Annotated in this window: 17 protein-coding genes; 5 read left to right on the plus strand and 12 right to left on the minus strand. The window is 56.8% G+C overall.

Annotation, left to right across the window (positions count from 1 at the left end):
* Nucleotides 1-3: 3 nt before the first annotated feature.
* Nucleotides 4-1035, minus strand: coding sequence for an ADP-glyceromanno-heptose 6-epimerase (gene rfaD / locus A0O30_RS23115; protein WP_105948181.1), 1032 nt, complete (start codon nt 1033-1035; stop codon nt 4-6).
* A gap of 367 nt (nt 1036-1402) precedes the next feature.
* Here rfaD and A0O30_RS23120 point away from each other — a divergent pair, with 367 nt between their 5' ends.
* Entirely contained in the window at nt 1403-2842 is a 1440-nt protein-coding gene (locus tag A0O30_RS23120) for a PucR family transcriptional regulator (protein WP_105948182.1), read from the plus strand.
* A gap of 65 nt (nt 2843-2907) precedes the next feature.
* On the opposite strand, the gene A0O30_RS23125 is transcribed toward A0O30_RS23120, so the two are convergent.
* The 7 genes from A0O30_RS23125 to A0O30_RS23155 form a co-directional block, all read right to left on the minus strand.
* Complete coding sequence (locus A0O30_RS23125; RefSeq protein WP_105948183.1) at nt 2908-4419, minus strand: CoA-acylating methylmalonate-semialdehyde dehydrogenase; 1512 nt, start codon at nt 4417-4419, stop codon at nt 2908-2910.
* A gap of 63 nt (nt 4420-4482) precedes the next feature.
* Nucleotides 4483-4833 carry a cupin domain-containing protein gene (locus A0O30_RS23130; RefSeq protein ID WP_105948184.1) on the minus strand — a complete coding sequence of 117 codons (351 nt, stop codon included), beginning with the start codon at nt 4831-4833 and terminating at the stop codon, nt 4483-4485.
* Nucleotides 4834-4848: 15 nt separating this feature from the next.
* Nucleotides 4849-6231: an FAD-binding oxidoreductase gene (locus A0O30_RS23135; RefSeq protein WP_105948185.1), complete on the minus strand. Its 1383-nt coding sequence runs from the start codon at nt 6229-6231 to the stop codon at nt 4849-4851.
* A gap of 59 nt (nt 6232-6290) precedes the next feature.
* Nucleotides 6291-7685 (minus strand): amino acid permease, encoded by a 1395-nt coding sequence (locus A0O30_RS23140; protein ID WP_105948186.1) that lies wholly within the window; start codon nt 7683-7685, stop codon nt 6291-6293.
* 370 nt (nt 7686-8055) lie between these two features.
* A complete protein-coding gene (locus A0O30_RS23145; RefSeq protein ID WP_105948187.1) occupies nt 8056-9045 on the minus strand; it encodes a zinc-dependent alcohol dehydrogenase family protein in 990 nt (329 codons plus the stop codon).
* 102 nt (nt 9046-9147) lie between these two features.
* The gene (locus A0O30_RS23150; RefSeq protein ID WP_105948188.1) at nt 9148-10056 is read right to left on the minus strand and encodes a LysR family transcriptional regulator; all 909 of its coding nucleotides are present in this window, start codon (nt 10054-10056) and stop codon (nt 9148-9150) included.
* A 65-nt stretch (nt 10057-10121) separates the two neighbouring features.
* Entirely contained in the window at nt 10122-11027 is a 906-nt protein-coding gene (locus tag A0O30_RS23155; protein WP_105948189.1) for a LysR substrate-binding domain-containing protein, read from the minus strand.
* Between the two features lie 70 nt (nt 11028-11097).
* Between A0O30_RS23155 and A0O30_RS23160 the strand changes: the two genes are divergently transcribed.
* From A0O30_RS23160 to A0O30_RS28060, 4 genes are all read left to right on the plus strand, one after another.
* The gene (locus A0O30_RS23160) at nt 11098-13086 is read left to right on the plus strand and encodes an aconitase family protein (RefSeq protein ID WP_218274926.1); all 1989 of its coding nucleotides are present in this window, start codon (nt 11098-11100) and stop codon (nt 13084-13086) included.
* Nucleotides 13083-13577, plus strand: a complete 495-nt coding sequence (locus tag A0O30_RS23165; RefSeq protein ID WP_105948190.1) for a ribonuclease — start codon at nt 13083-13085, stop codon at nt 13575-13577. The genes A0O30_RS23160 and A0O30_RS23165 overlap by 4 nt, the downstream gene beginning before the upstream one ends.
* A 109-nt stretch (nt 13578-13686) precedes the next feature.
* Nucleotides 13687-15003, plus strand: a complete 1317-nt coding sequence (locus A0O30_RS23170) for an MFS transporter (RefSeq protein ID WP_105948191.1) — start codon at nt 13687-13689, stop codon at nt 15001-15003.
* A 144-nt stretch (nt 15004-15147) separates the two neighbouring features.
* Nucleotides 15148-15300, plus strand: a complete 153-nt coding sequence (locus A0O30_RS28060) for an OprD family outer membrane porin (protein ID WP_256589764.1) — start codon at nt 15148-15150, stop codon at nt 15298-15300.
* A 3-nt stretch (nt 15301-15303) separates the two neighbouring features.
* Here A0O30_RS28060 and A0O30_RS23180 read toward each other — a convergent pair whose 3' ends face one another.
* From A0O30_RS23180 to A0O30_RS23195, 4 genes are all read right to left on the minus strand, one after another.
* Nucleotides 15304-16053: an amino acid ABC transporter ATP-binding protein gene (locus A0O30_RS23180; protein ID WP_105948212.1), complete on the minus strand. Its 750-nt coding sequence runs from the start codon at nt 16051-16053 to the stop codon at nt 15304-15306.
* A gap of 11 nt (nt 16054-16064) precedes the next feature.
* On the minus strand, nt 16065-16724 hold the full coding sequence (locus tag A0O30_RS23185; protein WP_105948192.1) for an amino acid ABC transporter permease: 660 nt from the start codon (nt 16722-16724) through the stop codon (nt 16065-16067).
* 10 nt (nt 16725-16734) lie between these two features.
* Nucleotides 16735-17382 carry an amino acid ABC transporter permease gene (locus tag A0O30_RS23190; RefSeq protein ID WP_105948213.1) on the minus strand — a complete coding sequence of 216 codons (648 nt, stop codon included), beginning with the start codon at nt 17380-17382 and terminating at the stop codon, nt 16735-16737.
* Nucleotides 17383-17447: 65 nt separating this feature from the next.
* Entirely contained in the window at nt 17448-18236 is a 789-nt protein-coding gene (locus A0O30_RS23195) for an ABC transporter substrate-binding protein (protein ID WP_105948193.1), read from the minus strand.
* Nucleotides 18237-18252 lie beyond the last annotated feature (16 nt).

Raw genomic sequence — 18252 nt, forward strand, 5'->3', positions numbered from 1 at the left:
ATGCTAAGCTTCCGCCGCTTGCTTGAATGGAGCAGGCGGCGGGCTCTGGGCACCCAACAACCAGTCGCAGTAGCGGGCCACGCCTTGCTGGACTGTCAACGTTTGTGCCTTGTACCCGACAGCGCGTAAGCGCTCGAGGTCGGCACAGGTAAAACACTGGTATTTGCCACGCAAATGATCCGGAAACTCGCAGTACTCCAGTACACCTTCGAGCAAGGCTGTCTCAAGTGACAACGGGGGGTGGTCTTGTTGCTCACGTAGCCGATTGATTACAGCCAACGCTACGTCATTGAAAGGCTGGGCACGACCGCTGCCGACATTGAAGATGCCGCTTGATTGCGGGTGATCAAGGAAGAACATGTTGACCTTGACCACATCATCCACAGAGACGAAATCACGCAGGTGGCCACCGCTGGGATAATCACCATAACGGCCAAACAGCGTCACTTTTCCTTGAGCCTGGTACTGGTTGAAGCAGTGCAGGGCCACTGACGCCATGGCGCCTTTATGCTGTTCCTGGGGGCCGTACACGTTGAAATAACGCAAACCGACGATCTGGCTGCGTGCTGTAGTCAATTGTCGGCGTACCTGTTGATCGAACAGGAATTTGGAATAGCCATAAACGTTCAGCGGTCGCTCGCATTCGCGCTGTTCGCGAAAATCTCGTCCTGCACCGTACACAGCTGCCGACGACGCATATAAGAACGGCGTTTGCTGGCGCTGCGCAGAAACAAGCAATTCGTGGCTGTACCGGTAGTTGTTGTCCATCATGAAACGACCATCAGCTTCGACAGTGCTTGAACACGCGCCTTGGTGCAGCACGGCGCGAACCTTGCCAAACTGACCACGGGCAAAACGATCGAGAAAATCGTCCTTGTCCAGGTAATCAGCGATTTCACTGTCGGCCAGGTTACGGAATTTGTCGCCATCGGTCAGGTCGTCGACGGCGATAATCTCCGTTTCGTTACGCCGGTTAAGTGCCTGGACGAGATTGCTGCCGATGAAGCCTGCAGCGCCGGTTACGATGATCGTCATGCCAGATTCCCCGTAAGGGTGCGTAGGCTGGATTTTAATCAAGGCACAGGTACCCAACCTTAACCTGGGTCAACGAATTCGCCGGCAAGGATGAACCAGGCGCTTGAGCTGGCTTAACATCTGGCACTCCACGGTGCCGTTTGAAATATCTAGTAACCCCATAATGCATATTATGTTAAATACCATATAGCTCGTCGTCTCTGTCTGTGTGATGTCCTCATTGTGACCGCCACCTAATGATTGGAATGGCGTCAGTCGAGGCATTGACTATTGGATTTACTCTCCCACCTCCCTATCGCACACTGCGGTAAACGCTCACCTGTCTGTGCAGATTGCGTTGTTCTATCCTCGTGACACGAGAGCTTCTATGCTGACGGTGCAAAATCTAATTGCTATTGATCCACTGAAACTGCAGGTTGCCGCCGGCATGGCAGGCATTGGACGGACTATCACCTGGGCGCATACGGTTGACCTACCCGACCCTTGGCGCTGGGTGTCGCCGGGTGACCTGGTGATGACTACCGGCGTGGGCCTGCCACAGACTTCGCAGGAACAGGTCGAATGGCTGGAGCAACTGGTACAAAGCAACCCTGGCGCATTGGTTATCGCGCCAAGGCAAGATGCCCCAGACTTGACACAAGCACTGCTAGACGCTGCCGACAGGCTGCACTTTCCGGTGCTGCGCGCGAGCTTCCAACTGGAGTTCGTCAAGCTTTCGCACCAGGTTATTGAAAGCGTGCTGCAGGCGCAGAGGGAGCGGTTTAACGCCAGTGAACGGCTGTTTCAGACTTACGCAGAAGCACTGCGCAAGCAGCCAGAAATGGCTGGTAGGCTATCGATTCTCGCCAATGCTTTGGGTATGAGCCTGACAATCGAAGACGCCGTCAGTGGGCTCAAGATTGTCGAAGCCCAAACCCTATCCCCAGACGATGTCGATCACATCGAACGCATACCGATCGGCGGTCGAGCCCGCGCCAATCTCATTATCTCGAGCAGCGCCAGGCGTTCGGCCGATGACTCCATTTTGGTGAGGTCATTGGCCGGTTTGCTGGGTGTCGAACTGGAGCGACTGATGATCCAGCGCGACCTGCAACGCGAAGAAGGTGCATCGCTGCTCCGCAGCCTGGTCGACAGTACAACCGAGTTTGCTTTAGCGTTGCCAATGCTGGAGCGTCATGGGCTCACAGGCACATTGGTAAGTCTGGCGGTACTACCAGGGCCAGCTGGCCCATGGTCAATCGAAGATATTCATCACTGCCCTGCCCTGCACGCGCTAACGCCATTGCTGTTTGTCGAGAGCGGACTGTTGATGGCGCTAAGTCGAAATCAGCCATCAATATTTGAGGCATTGCGCACCAACCTTGGTGCCGGCACGGTGATCGGCGTTAGCGGGCCAATCTCCGCAGCAACTGGCCTGAAGGAAAGTTTCCGGCAATCCCGGCTCGCCCTTACCCAGGCTCAGGAGATAGAAAAAGAAATCCTGGCCTATGGCGAGGCAGAAACCGGGTTGATCATGGCACCCAAGTCGATGCCTGAAGCACGGGCACTGGTAGGTCGCTATCTGGGCCCATTGATTGAGCACGACCGTACCCAGGGTGCAGCGCTGCTGACCACATTGATTACCTTCCTGAAGAACGACGGTAATTGGAAAGCAACCGCTTTCGACCTTGATATTCACCGCCAAACGCTTGTTTATCGTTTGAAGCTGGTTGAGCAACTCACAGGGCTGAAGCCAACCACTACCAGTGGCATCGCACGTTTCTGGATTGCGATTCAGGCGGGCAAGAACACAAAGCTGATCGATTGAAATCGGCGCAATGTAAAAGACCCCGCTGCGTGGGCGGGGTCTTTTCCGTCAGCTAACCGATAGCCTTAATGGCTGGTCGGCATCGCGAACTCTGCGCCTTTGGCGATGGCTTGCGGCCAGCGCTGCATGATGCTCTTCTGCTTGGTGTAAAAGCGCACCCCCTCCTCGCCATAAGCATGCATGTCGCCGAACAGGCTCTTCTTCCAGCCGCCAAAGCCATGCCAGGCCATCGGCACCGGAATCGGCACGTTGATACCGACCATACCCACCTGGATACGGCGTCCGAACTCGCGGGCAATGTGGCCGTCGCGGGTGTACAGGCTAACGCCGTTGCCGAATTCGTGGGCGTTGATCAGGTCGACCGCTTCGGCGAAGTCTTTCACGCGCATGCACGCCAGCACCGGGCCGAAGATCTCTTCCTTGTAGATCCGCATGCCTGGCGTGACATTGTCGAACAGCGTGCCGCCCAGCCAGAAACCATCGCCACAGCCTTCGCCTGCGGTCTGGCCATTGAAGCCACGACCATCGACCAACATGGTCGCGCCCTCTTTTACACCTTGCTCGATGTAACCGGTAATACGCTCCAGCGCCGCACGGGTAACGATCGGGCCCATTTCGGCTTCGAGGTTGGTGCCGTTGAGCACTTTGAGCTCACGGGTGCGCTCGATCAGCTTGGGCATGACTTTTTCAGCGGTACCATCACCGACAAATACCGCTACGCTGATGGCCATGCAACGCTCACCGGCCGAACCGTAGGCCGCACCGATCAGGGCATCGACCACCTGGTCGATATCGGCATCGGGCATTACTACCAGATGGTTTTTCGCGCCGCCCAGTGCCTGGACGCGCTTGCCATGGCGAGCACCGGTTTCGTAGATGTGGTTAGCGATCGGGGTCGAACCTACGAACGACACGGCCTGTACATCCGGGTGCTCGATCAAGGCGTTGACCGCGTCCTTGTCGCCCTGCACCACGTTGAACACGCCATCAGGCAGGCCGGCTTGCTTGAGCAGTTCGGCGATGAACAGGCTCGGGCTCGGGTCCAGCGGGCTTGGCTTGAGCACGAAGGTATTGCCGGTGGCCAGGGCGACCGGGAACATCCACATCGGCACCATCACCGGGAAGTTGAACGGGGTGATGCCAGTGACCACGCCCAGCGGCTGACGCAGGGTCCAGTTGTCGATGTTGGTGCTGACTTGATCGGTGAAATCGGTTTTCAGCAGCTGCGGCGCGCCGCAGGCGAATTCGACGATCTCGATGCCACGCATCACTTCGCCCTGGGCGTCGGTGAAGACCTTGCCGTGTTCGGCGGTGATCATGCGCGCCAGGTCGTCTTTGTGCTCATTCAGCAGCGCCAGAAACTTGTTCAGTACCCGCGAACGGCGCAGCGGCGACAGATTGCTCCAGGCCGGGAAGGCAGCCTTGGCCGATGCCACGGCAGCATCCACGTCTTTCTGCGCCGACAGTTGCACGTGACCTGTGACCACGCCGGTGGCCGGGTTGTAGACCGGCAGTTGCTGGCCGCTGGTGGCCTCGGCTTGAGCGCCGCAGATCCAGTTCATGATGGTTTGGGTCATTGTCTTTCTCACATCAAAGGGTAACTACGGTGGCGTGCATTTTTTGCTCGCCGTACTCATGTTTCAGTAGATTGCGTAGACCTTGCGTACAGTCTCGAGAACATCCCAGCGGCCAGTCCACCCTGGCGGCAGGATGATCAGGTCGCCACCGTTCACTTCTACGACTTCGTCAGTGCTGCTGTCGGTGAGCAGGGCTTTGCCGGAAATGATGTAAGTGAACTCGGTGTCGGGACGCTCGATAACTGGCCAACCACCGGGTTGGCACTCCCACACACCGAGATTACCGACTGCATCTGGAGCAAGCGTCTGGATGGCGATCTGTGGGTCACCCTTGTCAGCCCCTGCACGCTGGCCGGCTGGTTTAAGTGGCAAGGCCTTGATGTCGGCGTGCTTGATGATGGTGAACGAAGGCATAGGGTTTTCTCCTTATCAATGGGCGCCGGTGAGCTTTTCCAGCAGCATCGCGGTACGCGAAGGTTTGTGGGTGAAGCGTTCTTCGATATCACTCAGCGAGGCTGCGGCGAGGCCGCTGTTGATACCGAACCAACGCAAGGGTTCGCGCTCCCAGGATGGCGAGCGGTGGTTGACCAGAGGCAACGTGTTGATTTCTTCGTCGCGCTCCAGAATGAAGTTGCGCAACAGACGCCCGGCCAGGTTGCTGGTGGCTACGCCGTCACCGACATAGTTACCCGCCCAGGCCATGCGCTTACTGCGATCGATGCTCACAGTCGGGCACCAGTCGCGCGAGACGCCTAGCGCGCCGCCCCAACGGTGAGTGATGCGTGCATCTCGCAGCGCCGGGAAGAACTCGAGCAGGGTGTCGTAGATCTTGCCGTGGATGTTGTCGACCAAATCGTCCTCGGCAGACATGCGCGAGCCCCAGTTGTAGGGTGCCCCGCGACCACCGAAGACCAACCGGCCTTCCGCCGTCACCTGACCGTAAACGCGCAGGTGGCGCATGTCGTTGAAGGCCATGCGGTGATCGAGTTTGAGCTTGGCCAGCAGATCACCAGGTAGTGGCTCGGTGGCCAGAACCAACGAGTACAGCGGAATGACGAAGCGCGAATGCCCGGGCTGCTGAGAAGTGAATGCCTCAGTGGCACGCACAGTCATTTCAGCGCGTACCGAGCCATGGGCGGTGTGCACCACACCCGGCGCCATCTGAGTGACAGCTGATTGCTCATAGATTTTCGCGCCCAGGCCTTCAACCAGCTTCGCCAAGCCACGGACCAGCTTGCCGGGATGGATCAGCGCACAATGCTCGGTATAAAGGCCACCCAGCGTTTCTTGAGCACCCATGCGTGTTTGGGCTTCAGCAGCCTCAAGCACGCGCCACTGATCGGGGAGACCAAAGCGTGCCGAAGACTCCACCGCTGCCCTCGCCCGCTCCATCTGTGGTTTGCTGCGCGCCAGCGACAAGAAGCCTTGCTTGGCATAGTCAGCGTCCACGCCTTCCAGGGCGAGAACCCGGCCAATCTCATCGACTGTTTCGTTCATTGCAGCCTGCAGATGCAGAGCCGCATTGTGCGAATACAACTGCTCTACGCGGTGCAGCGAGATTGGGAAAATCGCCGATGCCCAACCGCCATTGCGCCCGGAGGCGCCAAAACCGACTTCGTTTTTCTCCAGCAGGACTACGCGCAGAGAAGGATCACTCTTGAGCAGGTAGTAGGCCGTCCACAGCCCTGTGTAACCGGCTCCGACGATGACGACATCGGCTTGGACCGCACCGTCCAGTCGCTCACGCAACGGGCTTGGCGCGAACCACAGCGGTTTGTTGGGCAACTGGGACAATTCGTATTTCGCTGACATGCTGTTGGCTTCCCATTGAGGGCCCCGGGGGCCGGGGTGTACTGATACGGCGTTGTTGACTAGGCAGTGGTGACGGGCTGGCCTTTGACGGCTCGCTGACGCTTGCGAGAGAGACTCAGTGCCAGGTAAGAAGCAGCAATGGCGAAGATGGCAATCACGCACTGCAAGAGGCTCATTTGCATGGAGGGGTCGAATGCCATGCTGACCAGAACGGCGATGATCGAGGCGGTGACCAGCAGCGGCAACCATGGGTGGGCCCACATGGCGAACTTCAGGCTGCCCTCTTCTACCCACTTGCGGCGCAGCTTGAGCTGTGACAAGCAGATCATCAGGTAGACAAACAAGAACACCGTGCCCGAGGAGTTGATCAGGAACTGGAACACCGTATCCGGCCACAGTGCTGCAATGACGACGCAGCCATAGCCCACCAAGGTGGAGGCAAGTACGCCACGAACCGGCACGCCTTTTTTGTTCACACCAGCAATCCAGCGAGGTGCCTCGTCATTGGACGCCAGGACGAACAGCAGGCGCGAAGAGGTATAGAGGCCGGCATTGAGCACCGACAGCACCGCAACCAGAATGACCGCAGTGAGCATCTCGCCAGCACCGGGAATGCCAATGTGCTCCAGTGTGGTCACGAAGGGCGATTTGCCTGGGGTCAGGCTGGTCCATGGTTGAGCGACAACGATGAAGAACGTGGCCAGTACAAAGAACACGAGGATGCGCAGCATGACGGTGTTCACTGCTTTGCGGATGTTGCGAGTAGGGTCTTCCGATTCTGCTGCGGCGAGTGTCGCCACCTCGACACCTGTCATCGAGAAGATAACCACGACGACGCCCGTGAACAGCGCACCAACACCGTGGGGCAAGAAGCCGCCGTGCTGGGTGAGGTTGTCAAACGTGGCAGTCGAGTTGGGCCACAGATGGAACACGTATGCACCCGCCACCAGCAGGAATACGACGATGGCGGCCACTTTAACCCCGGCGAACCAGTATTCGGCCTCGCCAAAGGAGTGCACCGACATCATGTTCAGCAAGGTCATGCTGATCATGAGCCCCAGCGCAATGACCCAGACCGGAATATCCGGGAACCAGCCATTGATGATCTGGCCGCCAACCACGGCTTCAAAACCGACGACAATGACCCAGAAATACCAGTACAGCCAGCCGGTCATGTACCCCGCCGGCCGGCCGAACGCCATTCGGGCGTAGTCAACAAAAGAACCTTTGGTGGGATGTGCCGCTGCCATCTCACCGAGCATACGCATGACCATGGCGACGATGATGCCGGTGATGGCATAGGTGAGGAACGCACCCGGACCGGTTGAGGCGATGACAGCGCTGGAGCCCACGAACAGGCCGGCACCGATTACCCCGCCCAGGGCAAGCATGCTGATGTGTCGGGTTTTCAATGATCGTTTAAGGCGCGGATCATGCGCTGACTGAATGGGCATTGCGTGTCTCCTGTTATTATTGTTCAACGCTTGAACAGGAGACTAAAACGCCTTGGCGGCACTGAAAATTGTTAAATGTTCAGGTTTTCGAGCATGGATTTGTACAAATGTATGATCTTGAATGCGGCGGTTTAGAAGCACTTTGCGTCTGCTCTGCCAGGCTTGCCCGCAGTGTCATGGATTGTTATGAAGCAATGCGCAGACGAAGAGGCGCAAAGGGCCAGGGCACGCCAGAGCTGGCTCTTCCTGGCCTTCTCTAACGGATGGACAACTCAGGCGCCTCTCTGAAATGCACGTCTGTCCTCAGTGGAACTGAACGTTACCCGCTCGGCCATCAGTGCAAATTACATCCGCCCGGGCCATGTTCGATCTAGAGTTCTACAACGATCTTGCCTACCTGGCTGTTTGATTCCATGTAGCGGTGCGCTTCTACCATCTCGTCGAACTTGAATACCTTGCCGACAATCGGACGCAAGCTGCCATTCTCCAAACCGTCGGTGATGAACGCCTTGGCCCTGTTCAGCCGCGCCTCATCCTGGGTAACCTCGAAAAGCTGATAACCCCGGATGGTCAAGTCTTTGCGAAGTAGGTCCATCACCGGCACGCTGATGTCAGACGTCTCCAGCGCGCCGTACTGGAAGAAAATCCCGAGGAAAGACAGTGACCGCAGGATGTTACCCACCTCAGGGCCACCCACTGGGTCAAATGCCATGCGTGCACCCTTCCCGTCCGTGATGCGAGCCACAGCGGCGACCAGATCCTCTTCATCCGTAGCGATCACGTGCACTGCCCCAGCGTTCACGAGCGCCTGGCGCTTCTTCGAGGTGCGAGTCAACGCTACCGGAATGGCGCCAAGTGAATTGGCGATTTGAATAGCTGCCAGTCCCACACTGCTCGACGCAGCCCGGATCAGCACAACCTCACCTTTCTGTAGCTGGCCGATGTCCACCAAGGCGCCATAAGCAGTGACATACTTCATCCAGGTAGCCGCGGCCTCCACCGAAGACAGCCCCGTTGGCTGCTTCACCAATGCATGCGCCGGCGCGACAACGGCTTCGCCATACATGCCGTAGTCCGCAAATGAAAATGCCGGGATCACATTCACTTCATCGCCGACGGCAAAATCGGTCACGCCCTCTCCGACCGATTCAATCGTACCTGCCGCTTCATAGCCCAGGGCCGCGGGCATGTCGGGAGTAAAGGTGTACTGGCCGGAGCGGTACATCGCTTCCGCGCGATTGAGCCCAAGCGCCTTGACCTTGATCTTCACCTCACCTGAGCCTGGAGCCCTGACATCAAGCTCATCAATCTGAAGAACCTCTGGGCCACCAAGACGGTGGAATCGAATAACCTTTGACATGTCTTTGTTCCTCTTGTGAATGCTCAAAGCTCAAAGTTACTGAGCTGCACGCAGGAGAAAAAGACGCGTCCGAATTACAGACTGGTATCCCAAAATTACCAATCAAGGCTGGGTCAAGCCCTTGTCAGCCATCAGCGACCGTAGCCAGGCAACAAAGGCCTCGACCGCCGGCGGAATAAGTTCGCGATGGGGGTACAGGATCGAGACACGCTTTGAGGGTACCGGACAATGCTGCATCACCCGCACCAGCGCGCCGGAATCAAGATGAGCCTGAACATTGAGCGCTGGGCCTTGTATCAGGCCGAATCCCGCCAGTGCCGATGCGACAAAACCCTGAGTATCGTTCACGTTGATTGCCGACCTGACCCGAACGGTCTGGATTTCGTCGCCTTGAACAAACAACCATTCCAGCGTGCGAGGATTGCGGCCCGAGAAATAGTTCACCGCGAGGTGTTCGCTCAAATCATCAATGCGCTCGGGCACCCCATGTCGCGCGAGGTACGCTGGAGAAGCACAGGTCACCATGGGTAGATAACCAATTCCGCTGGCAATCAGGCTGGAATCTTCCAGTGCGCCAAGCCTCACGACGCAATCGACGCCTTCGCTGATCAGGTCGATCGGCTTATCGCTGGTACCCAGCGTCAACTCAATCCCAGGATAGCGTTGCTGAAACTCCATGAGTGACGGAATGATGAGCAGGTGGCCAACTGACACCGGTAAGTCGACACGCAGTTTCCCGACCAATCGCGCTGGACGACCACTTAGCGAAGCCATCGCCTGCCCGACATTCTCCAGGATGGCCTTGCACCTGTGGTAAAACGCCTCACCCTCCGGGGTCATGCTGAGCCTGCGTGTAGACCTGTTGAGCAGCCGCCCATCTAGCCGCTGTTCAAGGAGCTGGATTGACTTTGACACCGCCGGCCGGTGCATGTGAAGCGAATGCGCCGCGTTGGTAAAGCTGCCGGTTTCCACAACACTCACGAAGACCTGCATCGCATTAAGTACATCCATTCATAGCTCCAGGTAGATGCCATTGATTGACAAGAGCACTCTTATTGAGTGGTTGCAGCGTCCCCTTAAGCAACCGACCGCACGAAATCCAGGAAGCTCTGCGTGGTTGCACTGCGTTTATCGCTTTGCTGGCTGACTACATGGAACTGACGTTTGGCCCAGGCATCATTGAGCGGGATTGTAATAAGAGGTGGGTCTTCGGCTGATTCGCTAATCGCTCGATCAGGGAGAACGGCAATACCTAGCCCACCTTGAATCATCCGGCACACCGCATCAAAACTCTGCAGGTGCACGCCGTAGTTGATGGGCCTCTGTACCGCACAGGCTGCCTTGTCCAAAGTCTGATACAGCGGGCTGTCGCGATGCAGTGCAATGTGCCGGTATACGAGACTTTCGGCAAAATCGACGCTAGCTCGGCTTGCCAGCGGATGGTCGTCCCTGACCACAAGTGCCAAGTGGTCAATGTGATAATTCTGGATAGCCAAGCCTACCTCGCTCGCCGACTCCAGCCCTGCCCCGATACCAATATCACACTGATTCCCCATGATGTTCTCAATCACCTGCTCACTGGTGCGTTCCTCCAGTTCGACATCGACATGGGGATGGACGGTGAGGAAACTGTTCAGGTCATGGGGCAGGAACTGAATGATACTGGAGCGGTTTGCGTGGATTCTGACATGCCCTTTTTCGCCGCTCGTGAATCTGGATAAATCCGCGCTCATCTTGAGCATTTCGTTGAGCAATCGCTGCGCGTGCTCAAGCAGGCACTGGCCGGCAGGCGTTGGCTGAACACCTTTATTGAACCGGTACAACAACGAAGACCCTACGGCCTCCTCCAATTCAGCGATGCGCTTGCTCACAGCCGAAGCCCCCATGCATTCGCGCTCGGCTGCCTTGGCGAAGCTGCCCTCCGCGCAGGTCGCGATAAACAGTCGAAGCGTGGTTGGGTCGTAGCGCCAGGTGGTTTGCATAGGTAACCGGAAATTTTATCGTGGCAGGCAGGAAGAATTATCGCGGCAAGCTCATCGCATAGCTTTCATCATGCTCATCGTTGAGGAGATGATCATGACAAAAAAAATCCGCTTTGCCGGGCGCTTCCTATTTTTATCCTGTGACAGCGAAGCAGTGCAACGCCAGATCAAGGGCGCTGATCTCAGCCTGCAACAAACGCTGCCGCTCAGGGACAACATTTCCACTGATGAAATTACCCCGGTCGTCATCATGATGACCTACGACGAGCGCTTGGGTACCTACCCCTACGTCGGGTTCAAAACCGAAGGCAAGCTGCCGATCGGTAACGACACAGTCAAGAACGGCGGCTTTGAGATCACGGTTGCGGGTAAACGCTATGGTAAAGGCTCGTCCCGCGAATCCAGCCCACTGGCAGAAAAGTCTGCCGGAATCAGGTTGATCATCGCCGAAAGCTTCGAGCGGATCTATCGGCAGAACTGCGACAACATCGGCATTTACACCTCTACCGATTTCTCATTGATTGATCGCATTCGCGCAGGTGAAGAGATTGATCTGGAGGCGTTTCTGGTCGGCCGGGACGAGGTCACTCAGGAGGTGATTCGCGCTGGCGGCTTGTTGCCCTACAGCAAAGCGAATCTGCCCCGCCGCCCTGAGAAAGTGTTCAACCCCTCTGCCCCTGACCGTCGACCCATGACGTTAGTCGAGAAGATCATTGAGTGTCGGCGTGTTGCACCGGAAGGTAATCTCGCCCGCGGCGACGGCGTTTTTCTGTCCGCTGACTGGCGATTCAGTCATGACTACTTCACCGGCATGTGTGCTCACCTCATGCATGGCGCATTCGGCCACGCGCTAGAGCTGGCCCGACCAAGCGAGATCATTGCCTTCCAGGATCACCTGATCCTGGCTAACCAGAGCTTCCCACATGTTCGCGACAATTTGCTTGGGGCGGTCGGCGGCCTCGCATCTGCGCATGACGCGTTCGTACGCCGATATCCGGTGCGGGCACATGGTGCTCTGGCAGGTCAAAGCGGGTCTGAAGGCATCTGTCATGCCCTGCTGACCGAAAAATACGCACTCCCCGGTCAGGTTGTGGTCGGTACCGACTCGCATACACCGCATTCGGGTGCATTGGGTTGCCTGGCCTTTGGTGCCGGGGCAACGGATATCGCCAACAGCTGGGCGACGGGTTTCATTCGTTGCCGTATGCCTGAGGTCATCAAGGTTGAGCTTACCGGCAGGCTGCGAGCCGGTGTCACAGCCAAAGACATTGTCCTGGAATTGTTACGCAGCGAACCTATCCGCCAAGGTCAGGCCATCGGTGCGGTCTTTGAGTATTCAGGCGAAGCAGTGGCAGCACTCTCCATTGATGAACGGGCAACGCTCACGAACATGGTCGCTGAGCTGGGGGGCTTCACCGGTATCGTGATCCCCGACCAGAAAGCGGTGGACTTCATTCATGAGCGCCGTGGCGTCAAGATCGAACTCGAAGATTGGCTGTTCAGCGATCCCGATGCAGAATACAAAGAGCACATCAAAATCGACTGCCGCACGCTCTCCCCGATGCTGGCAGCGCCTGGTGATCCAGGCAACGGCATTGCACTGGATGACCTTGCTGAAGAGGTGCCGATCGATATCGCGTATGGCGGCTCTTGCACCGCCGGCAAGCGTGAGGACTTCGATTACTACCATGAAGTACTGGCGTGGGGCCTCGACCACGGGCTCCGCATCCCCGGTCACACCAAGCTTTTCCTGCAATTTGGCACGCTCGCCGTACGTGATTACTGCCAGCAACAAGGCTACCTGGATACCTTTGAGAAGGCGGGTGTCGAACTGATCATGCCCGGCTGCGGCGCATGCGCAAACTGTGGCCCGGGGTCGTCAACGCGACCCGATCAGGTGACTGTCAGCGCGATCAACCGTAATTTTCCAGGTCGATCTGGCCCTGGCCAGGTCTGGCTTGCCAGCCCGTATACAGTGGTAGCCAGTGCGTTGCTTGGAAAGCTTGGCAGCTTCGAAACCTTGCAAGCGTCCGTCGCCGCTGAAGTAACGTCAGCATGATCACTACAGCTGATCTGTGCGATAGCCATTCAGACATGATTGGCGCAGGCGGTCTTTTAGTTCTTCAAGGCGCCTGGCGCTGGTTCGGCAAGGCCGCCTCCATGGCGGGCCCAATCGCCACGCTCCAGGCACGCGGCTGCAATTTAGAGTTGCGCGAGCAGTTAGACCAGCCAGGCCTTGGCCGAATCCTGGTGATCGAAGCCGGGGGCGACCCTGGTGCGTTATTGGGTGACAACCTGGCGATCAAGGCACTGGTTAATGGTTGGGCCGGCTTTTTTATAAACGGCAACGTGCGTGACAGCAGAGCGCTCTCTGCGATCGATCTGCCCGTCCTGGCTTTAGGTGCATGGCCCGCGCGGTCAAAAAATGGGCCCGGCGGCAGGGGCGACGTCACACTTGAAATTGGCGGCGCGCGACTCTCTCCTGGAAACTGGCTTTATGCCGATGCGGATGGCGTTTTGCTGAGCGAGGTTCAACTCAATACGAACTGAGCTTGCGGCCACTGCCAGAATCATGCGCAAGTTTGGAACGTGATTAGCGGCTGGTGGGCCTCCATCAGCCAATTCATCTCTCCGACAAATACAATTATGGAGAAAGCGAATGGCTACCTTGACCCAAGAGGCAACGTACGTTGCTTCAGATGTGCAAGAGCTATTGCTCTACCGTCGCATTGCCTGGCGTATCCTGCCACTGACGATTGTCTGCTTCCTTTTCTCGTATTTCGATCGCATCAACATCAGCTTTGCCAAGACCCAGATGCAAGCTGAACTGGGGCTCAGCGATGCCGCCTATGGCTTTGCTGCCAGTATTTTTTTCTTCGGCTACGTGATGTTTGAGGTACCCAGTAGCTACGGGCTCAAGAAATACGGAGCGCCCAGCTGGATCTGCCGAATCATGGTCAGCTGGGGCATCGCGACGGCATGCCTGGTCTTTGCCTATAACGAGTACACCCTGTATTTCTTGCGGTTTCTGATCGGCGTCATGGAAGCTGGCTTCGGCCCAGCCTTGCTGTTCTACCTCGCATGCTGGTTCCCGAAGAAGAATCTGGCCAGCATGAACGGTATCTGGTTCCTGTCCATTCCACTCTCGGGTGTACTGGGCGCGCCGGTGTCGGGGGGCATTCTTGAGTACATGAACGGCTTCCTGGGGTTGGCCGGATGGCATTGGCTGTTCGTCCTTTCAGGTCTCCCCTGTGCGCTGCTTGGCGTTATCGTGCTGTACAAGCTTGACCGTGATATCCAGTCGGCAAAATGGCTGACTCAGCCGGAAAAGGATCTACTGCAGCGTAACCTGGATAATGACCGAAAAGACGCGAAGCCAATCCATGCTTCATTGCTGAAAGTCATCCTCACTCGCGAGGTAGCGGTACTGTCTGCGATTTATTTCATGGTGAAGCTGACGGGCTATGGGCTGAATTTCTGGATGCCACACTTGATTGGTTCATCTGGCGTCAATAATCAGATGGCCGTCGGATTCCTCACCGCATTGCCATACCTGGTCGCAGCCATCGGAATGATTTTCGTCACCCGGCGCTCTGACGCCACCGGCGAGCGCAAGCGCTACTTGTGGCAGTGCATGCTGGTAGGGGGTATCGGTTACTTCGCGGCCTGCTACTTCAACAGCAATCATTATCTCCTGACAGCGTTTCTGGTGCTGGCCACCGCTGGCGTCTTTATTGCCATTCCGATCTTCTGGACTATTCCGCAGAAGGCCTTCGCAGGCTTGGCAATTGCTGGCGGCATTGCAGCGATCAATACCGTAGGCCAGCTCAGCGGCATGGTGGCGCCGCTACTGGTCGGCTACATAAACGACCTCACCGGTAATACCTACATGGGTATGTTAGCGCTGGCGCCGTTCTGCCTGATCTGCGCCGCAGTCATCCTTTGGGGTATTCCCAACGACCGTAAAACCGCTTGATCCCTGGTGCCCCTCCAGGGCACCTCAGTCCAACCTGATGGCTTGCTCGGCATGCACTTGATTGCGGCGTGTCGAGCTGGCAAGGCGTTTGCCGAGCTCCGTTACTTCGATGCTGAAAACGATGGATAAGCCTTGGCCGGTGACGTGGATAACAGGACGCTCAGCACAAACTTTGGGTACAAATTCGGCGCTCACACGATCAGCGATGGCTACCAGAAAAGCCGTGGCGAATCGGCCTACGCTTACCTGGGCGGCAGTGATACGACTGCGCTTTCTGGCAGTGCCGAGCATTCGTGACGGCTAGCGGTCGTGAAGATGCTTCTTCAAAAAGGCCCGGGTGCGCTCCTGAACGGGCTTTTTCAGGATTTCATCCGGTGCCCCCTGTTCGACCACCACACCGCCATCCATGAACACGATCTGATCAGCGACTTCGCCAGCAAAACGCATCTCATGTGTAACGATCAACATGGTCATGTGTTCGGCCGCCAACTGCTTCATGACCAGGTTCACTTCGTCCACAAGCTCCGGGTCCAGCGCTGAAGTCGCTTCATCGAACAACATGACCTTCGGTTGCATGGCCAGCGCCCGGGCAATGGCAACACGCTGTTTTTGCCCACCCGACAAGCGCGACGGGTACTCGTCGACCTTGTTGCCCAGCCCGACTTTCTGCAGGTACTCCAGGGCCAGCTCCCTGGCCGCACGTTTCGAATAGCCTTTGAGCTTCACAGGCCCTATCGCGATGTTTTCACAGACCGTGAGGTGCGGAAACAGATTGAAATGCTGAAACACCATGCCCATCTGCTGGCGCACCTTGTTGATATGCTGCTCAAAGGCGCGGCCTTTCAAGGGTTGATTGACTTGAGCGCCGTCAAGCCAGATTTCACCACCATTAAGCACTTCGAGATGATTGATCGAGCGCAGCAAGGTGCTTTTGCCCGAACCGCTTGGGCCGATGATGGCGAAAATCTGCCCACGCGACACCGACAGATCGATCCCCTTGAGCACCTCAAGTGCACCGTAGGCTTTACGAGCGCCCTTCACTTCTACCATAGCGTTGTTGTTCATCGTGACATCTCGACCTTTGCTTCAATAAGATGCAACCCGGCTTCGAGCGCCAGGTTGGCCACGTAGTAGATCACCGCGACGGCGATGTAGAACTCGAACGGGCTGTACGTTTCGCTGACGGCCAGCTGGGCGCTGTAGACGAGTTCGGCAATACCGATGATCGATACCAGCGACGTGTCCTTCAGCAACACGATGAGGTTGTTTCCCAGTGGCGCGATGGTTTTTCTGAGCGCCTGCGGAACAATAATGTAGCGCTGGGTCATGGCCTTGCTCAGGCCGATTGAGCGCGCGCCTTCTATCTGGCCTGGGTCAACCGCCTCGATACCGGACTTGATCACGTCGGCGTTGTACACGGCAAAATGCAGGCTGAGCCCGATGATTCCCGCAGCCAGCGCCGGAATATCGATACCCACCTGAACCAGCCCGTAGTAGATCAAATAGAGTTGCAACAACAATGGTGTGCCCATCAACAGCCAGGTCATAAAGCGCACAGGCAGCGCCATGGCGTGAGGCGCATACAAGTCGATCAGGGCAATGAGCACACCCACGACCAGGCTGATGACGCTGCTGCAGAGAAACATGACAACCGTCCACCACAGTCCGGTCGCCAGCATGTCGTAATAAGGTGCGATGACACTCAGGTTTAATCCTTCCACTGCCAACCCCTCACTTGGTCGCGTATCGCTTGTCCAGCACTTCCACCAGATACTTGACCGAGTAGACCATGACGATATAAAGCAACGCCGACACCATGAATATCTCGAATGGTTTGTACGTTGAACTGATGAAGCGCTGCGCGGTGTATGTCAGTTCAACCACCGAAATGGCCGACACCAAGGCGGAGCCTTTGATCAGGCCAATGGCATTGACACCAAGCGGCCGAATCATGAGTTTCAGTGCCTGGGGAATGATGATGAATAACAATGTTTGCCTACGGCTGAAACCAATCGACCGTGCCCCCTCCTCCTGGCCTGGGTCAACGTTGGCGATCGCACCTCGTATGGACTCCGACATATAGGCCGCGATGTTCATGCCCAAACCGATTACCGCAGCAGCGAACGGCTCCAGCTCTATGCCTATTTGTGGCCCGCCAAAATAGATGATGAACAACTGCACCAGGCAGGGTGTGCCGCGGAACACGCTGACGTACAGGCTTGCCACCCACCGCAGGATAATGAACGGCGAAAACCTGCAGGTTACCAGCACAATGGCGAGAAGCAGGCCAAGTAGTAATGAAAGCAACGAGATCTGCACGGTGACCCAAGCGGCTTCCAGAAAAAACGGGTAAGTGCGATGGATTAATGACAGGTCCATGAAACCACTCACAAAAAGTCTGCCAACCCGGCCCGGCCTACCGGCCAGGCCATTCCTGGGGCGCTTCAGCGAATGTCGCTGCCCACCCATTTCATTGAAATTTCCTTGTACGTGCCGTCTGCCAGAATCTCGTCCAGAGCCTTCTGCAACTGGGCCTTGAATTCAGGGTTGTTTCTGCGAATGGCAATGCCCAGACCTTCGCGGCCACCCTGCTCGTCCGGCAAACTGATGATCCGCACTTTTTGCCCGGTTTCCTTTACCGCAACCATGACCGGGATGCTGTCCATCACCACCGCATCGATACGCCCGGCATCCAGGTCGACCAGCATTTCAGGCAAGCCTTTATAGGTGCGCACTTTAAGATTGCCGCGCGCACGCGCCCATTTGTCATGCGAATCACCCAACGTGACGCCGACGGTAACATCCTTGAGGTCATCAAGTTCTTTAATCGGAGAGCTTTCCTTGACACCAATGGTACGGCCCGCATGGTAATACGGCCCGACGAAGTCAACGGCTTTAAGGCGCTCGGGCGTAATGGTCATCGAGGCGATGACAGCGTCATACTTCTTGGCCAGTAACCCTGCAATAATGCCGTCAAACGGTGTAGTGATGATTTTTATATTCACGCCCAGGCGCTGGGCAAGTGCTTCTCCGATGGAGGCGTCGAAACCGACAATTTCATTCTTTTCATTGGCAAAGCTAAAGGGAGAATACTGCCCGCTCATTGCCACCCGTAACACGTTCGACGCTTGAACAGCCTGCAAGTCGTCGGCGTATGCCACACCTTGAGAGAACAAGGCGACAGCCGCTACCGCAGTGGAAGCCAGTAGCATTCTGGTTTTTCTTGCCAGCATCGAGGCACTCCTTGGA

The organism is Pseudomonas sp. LLC-1 (assembly GCF_002992185.1).
In the GTDB taxonomy this organism is placed as follows: Bacteria; Pseudomonadota; Gammaproteobacteria; order Pseudomonadales; family Pseudomonadaceae; genus Aquipseudomonas; species Aquipseudomonas monteilii.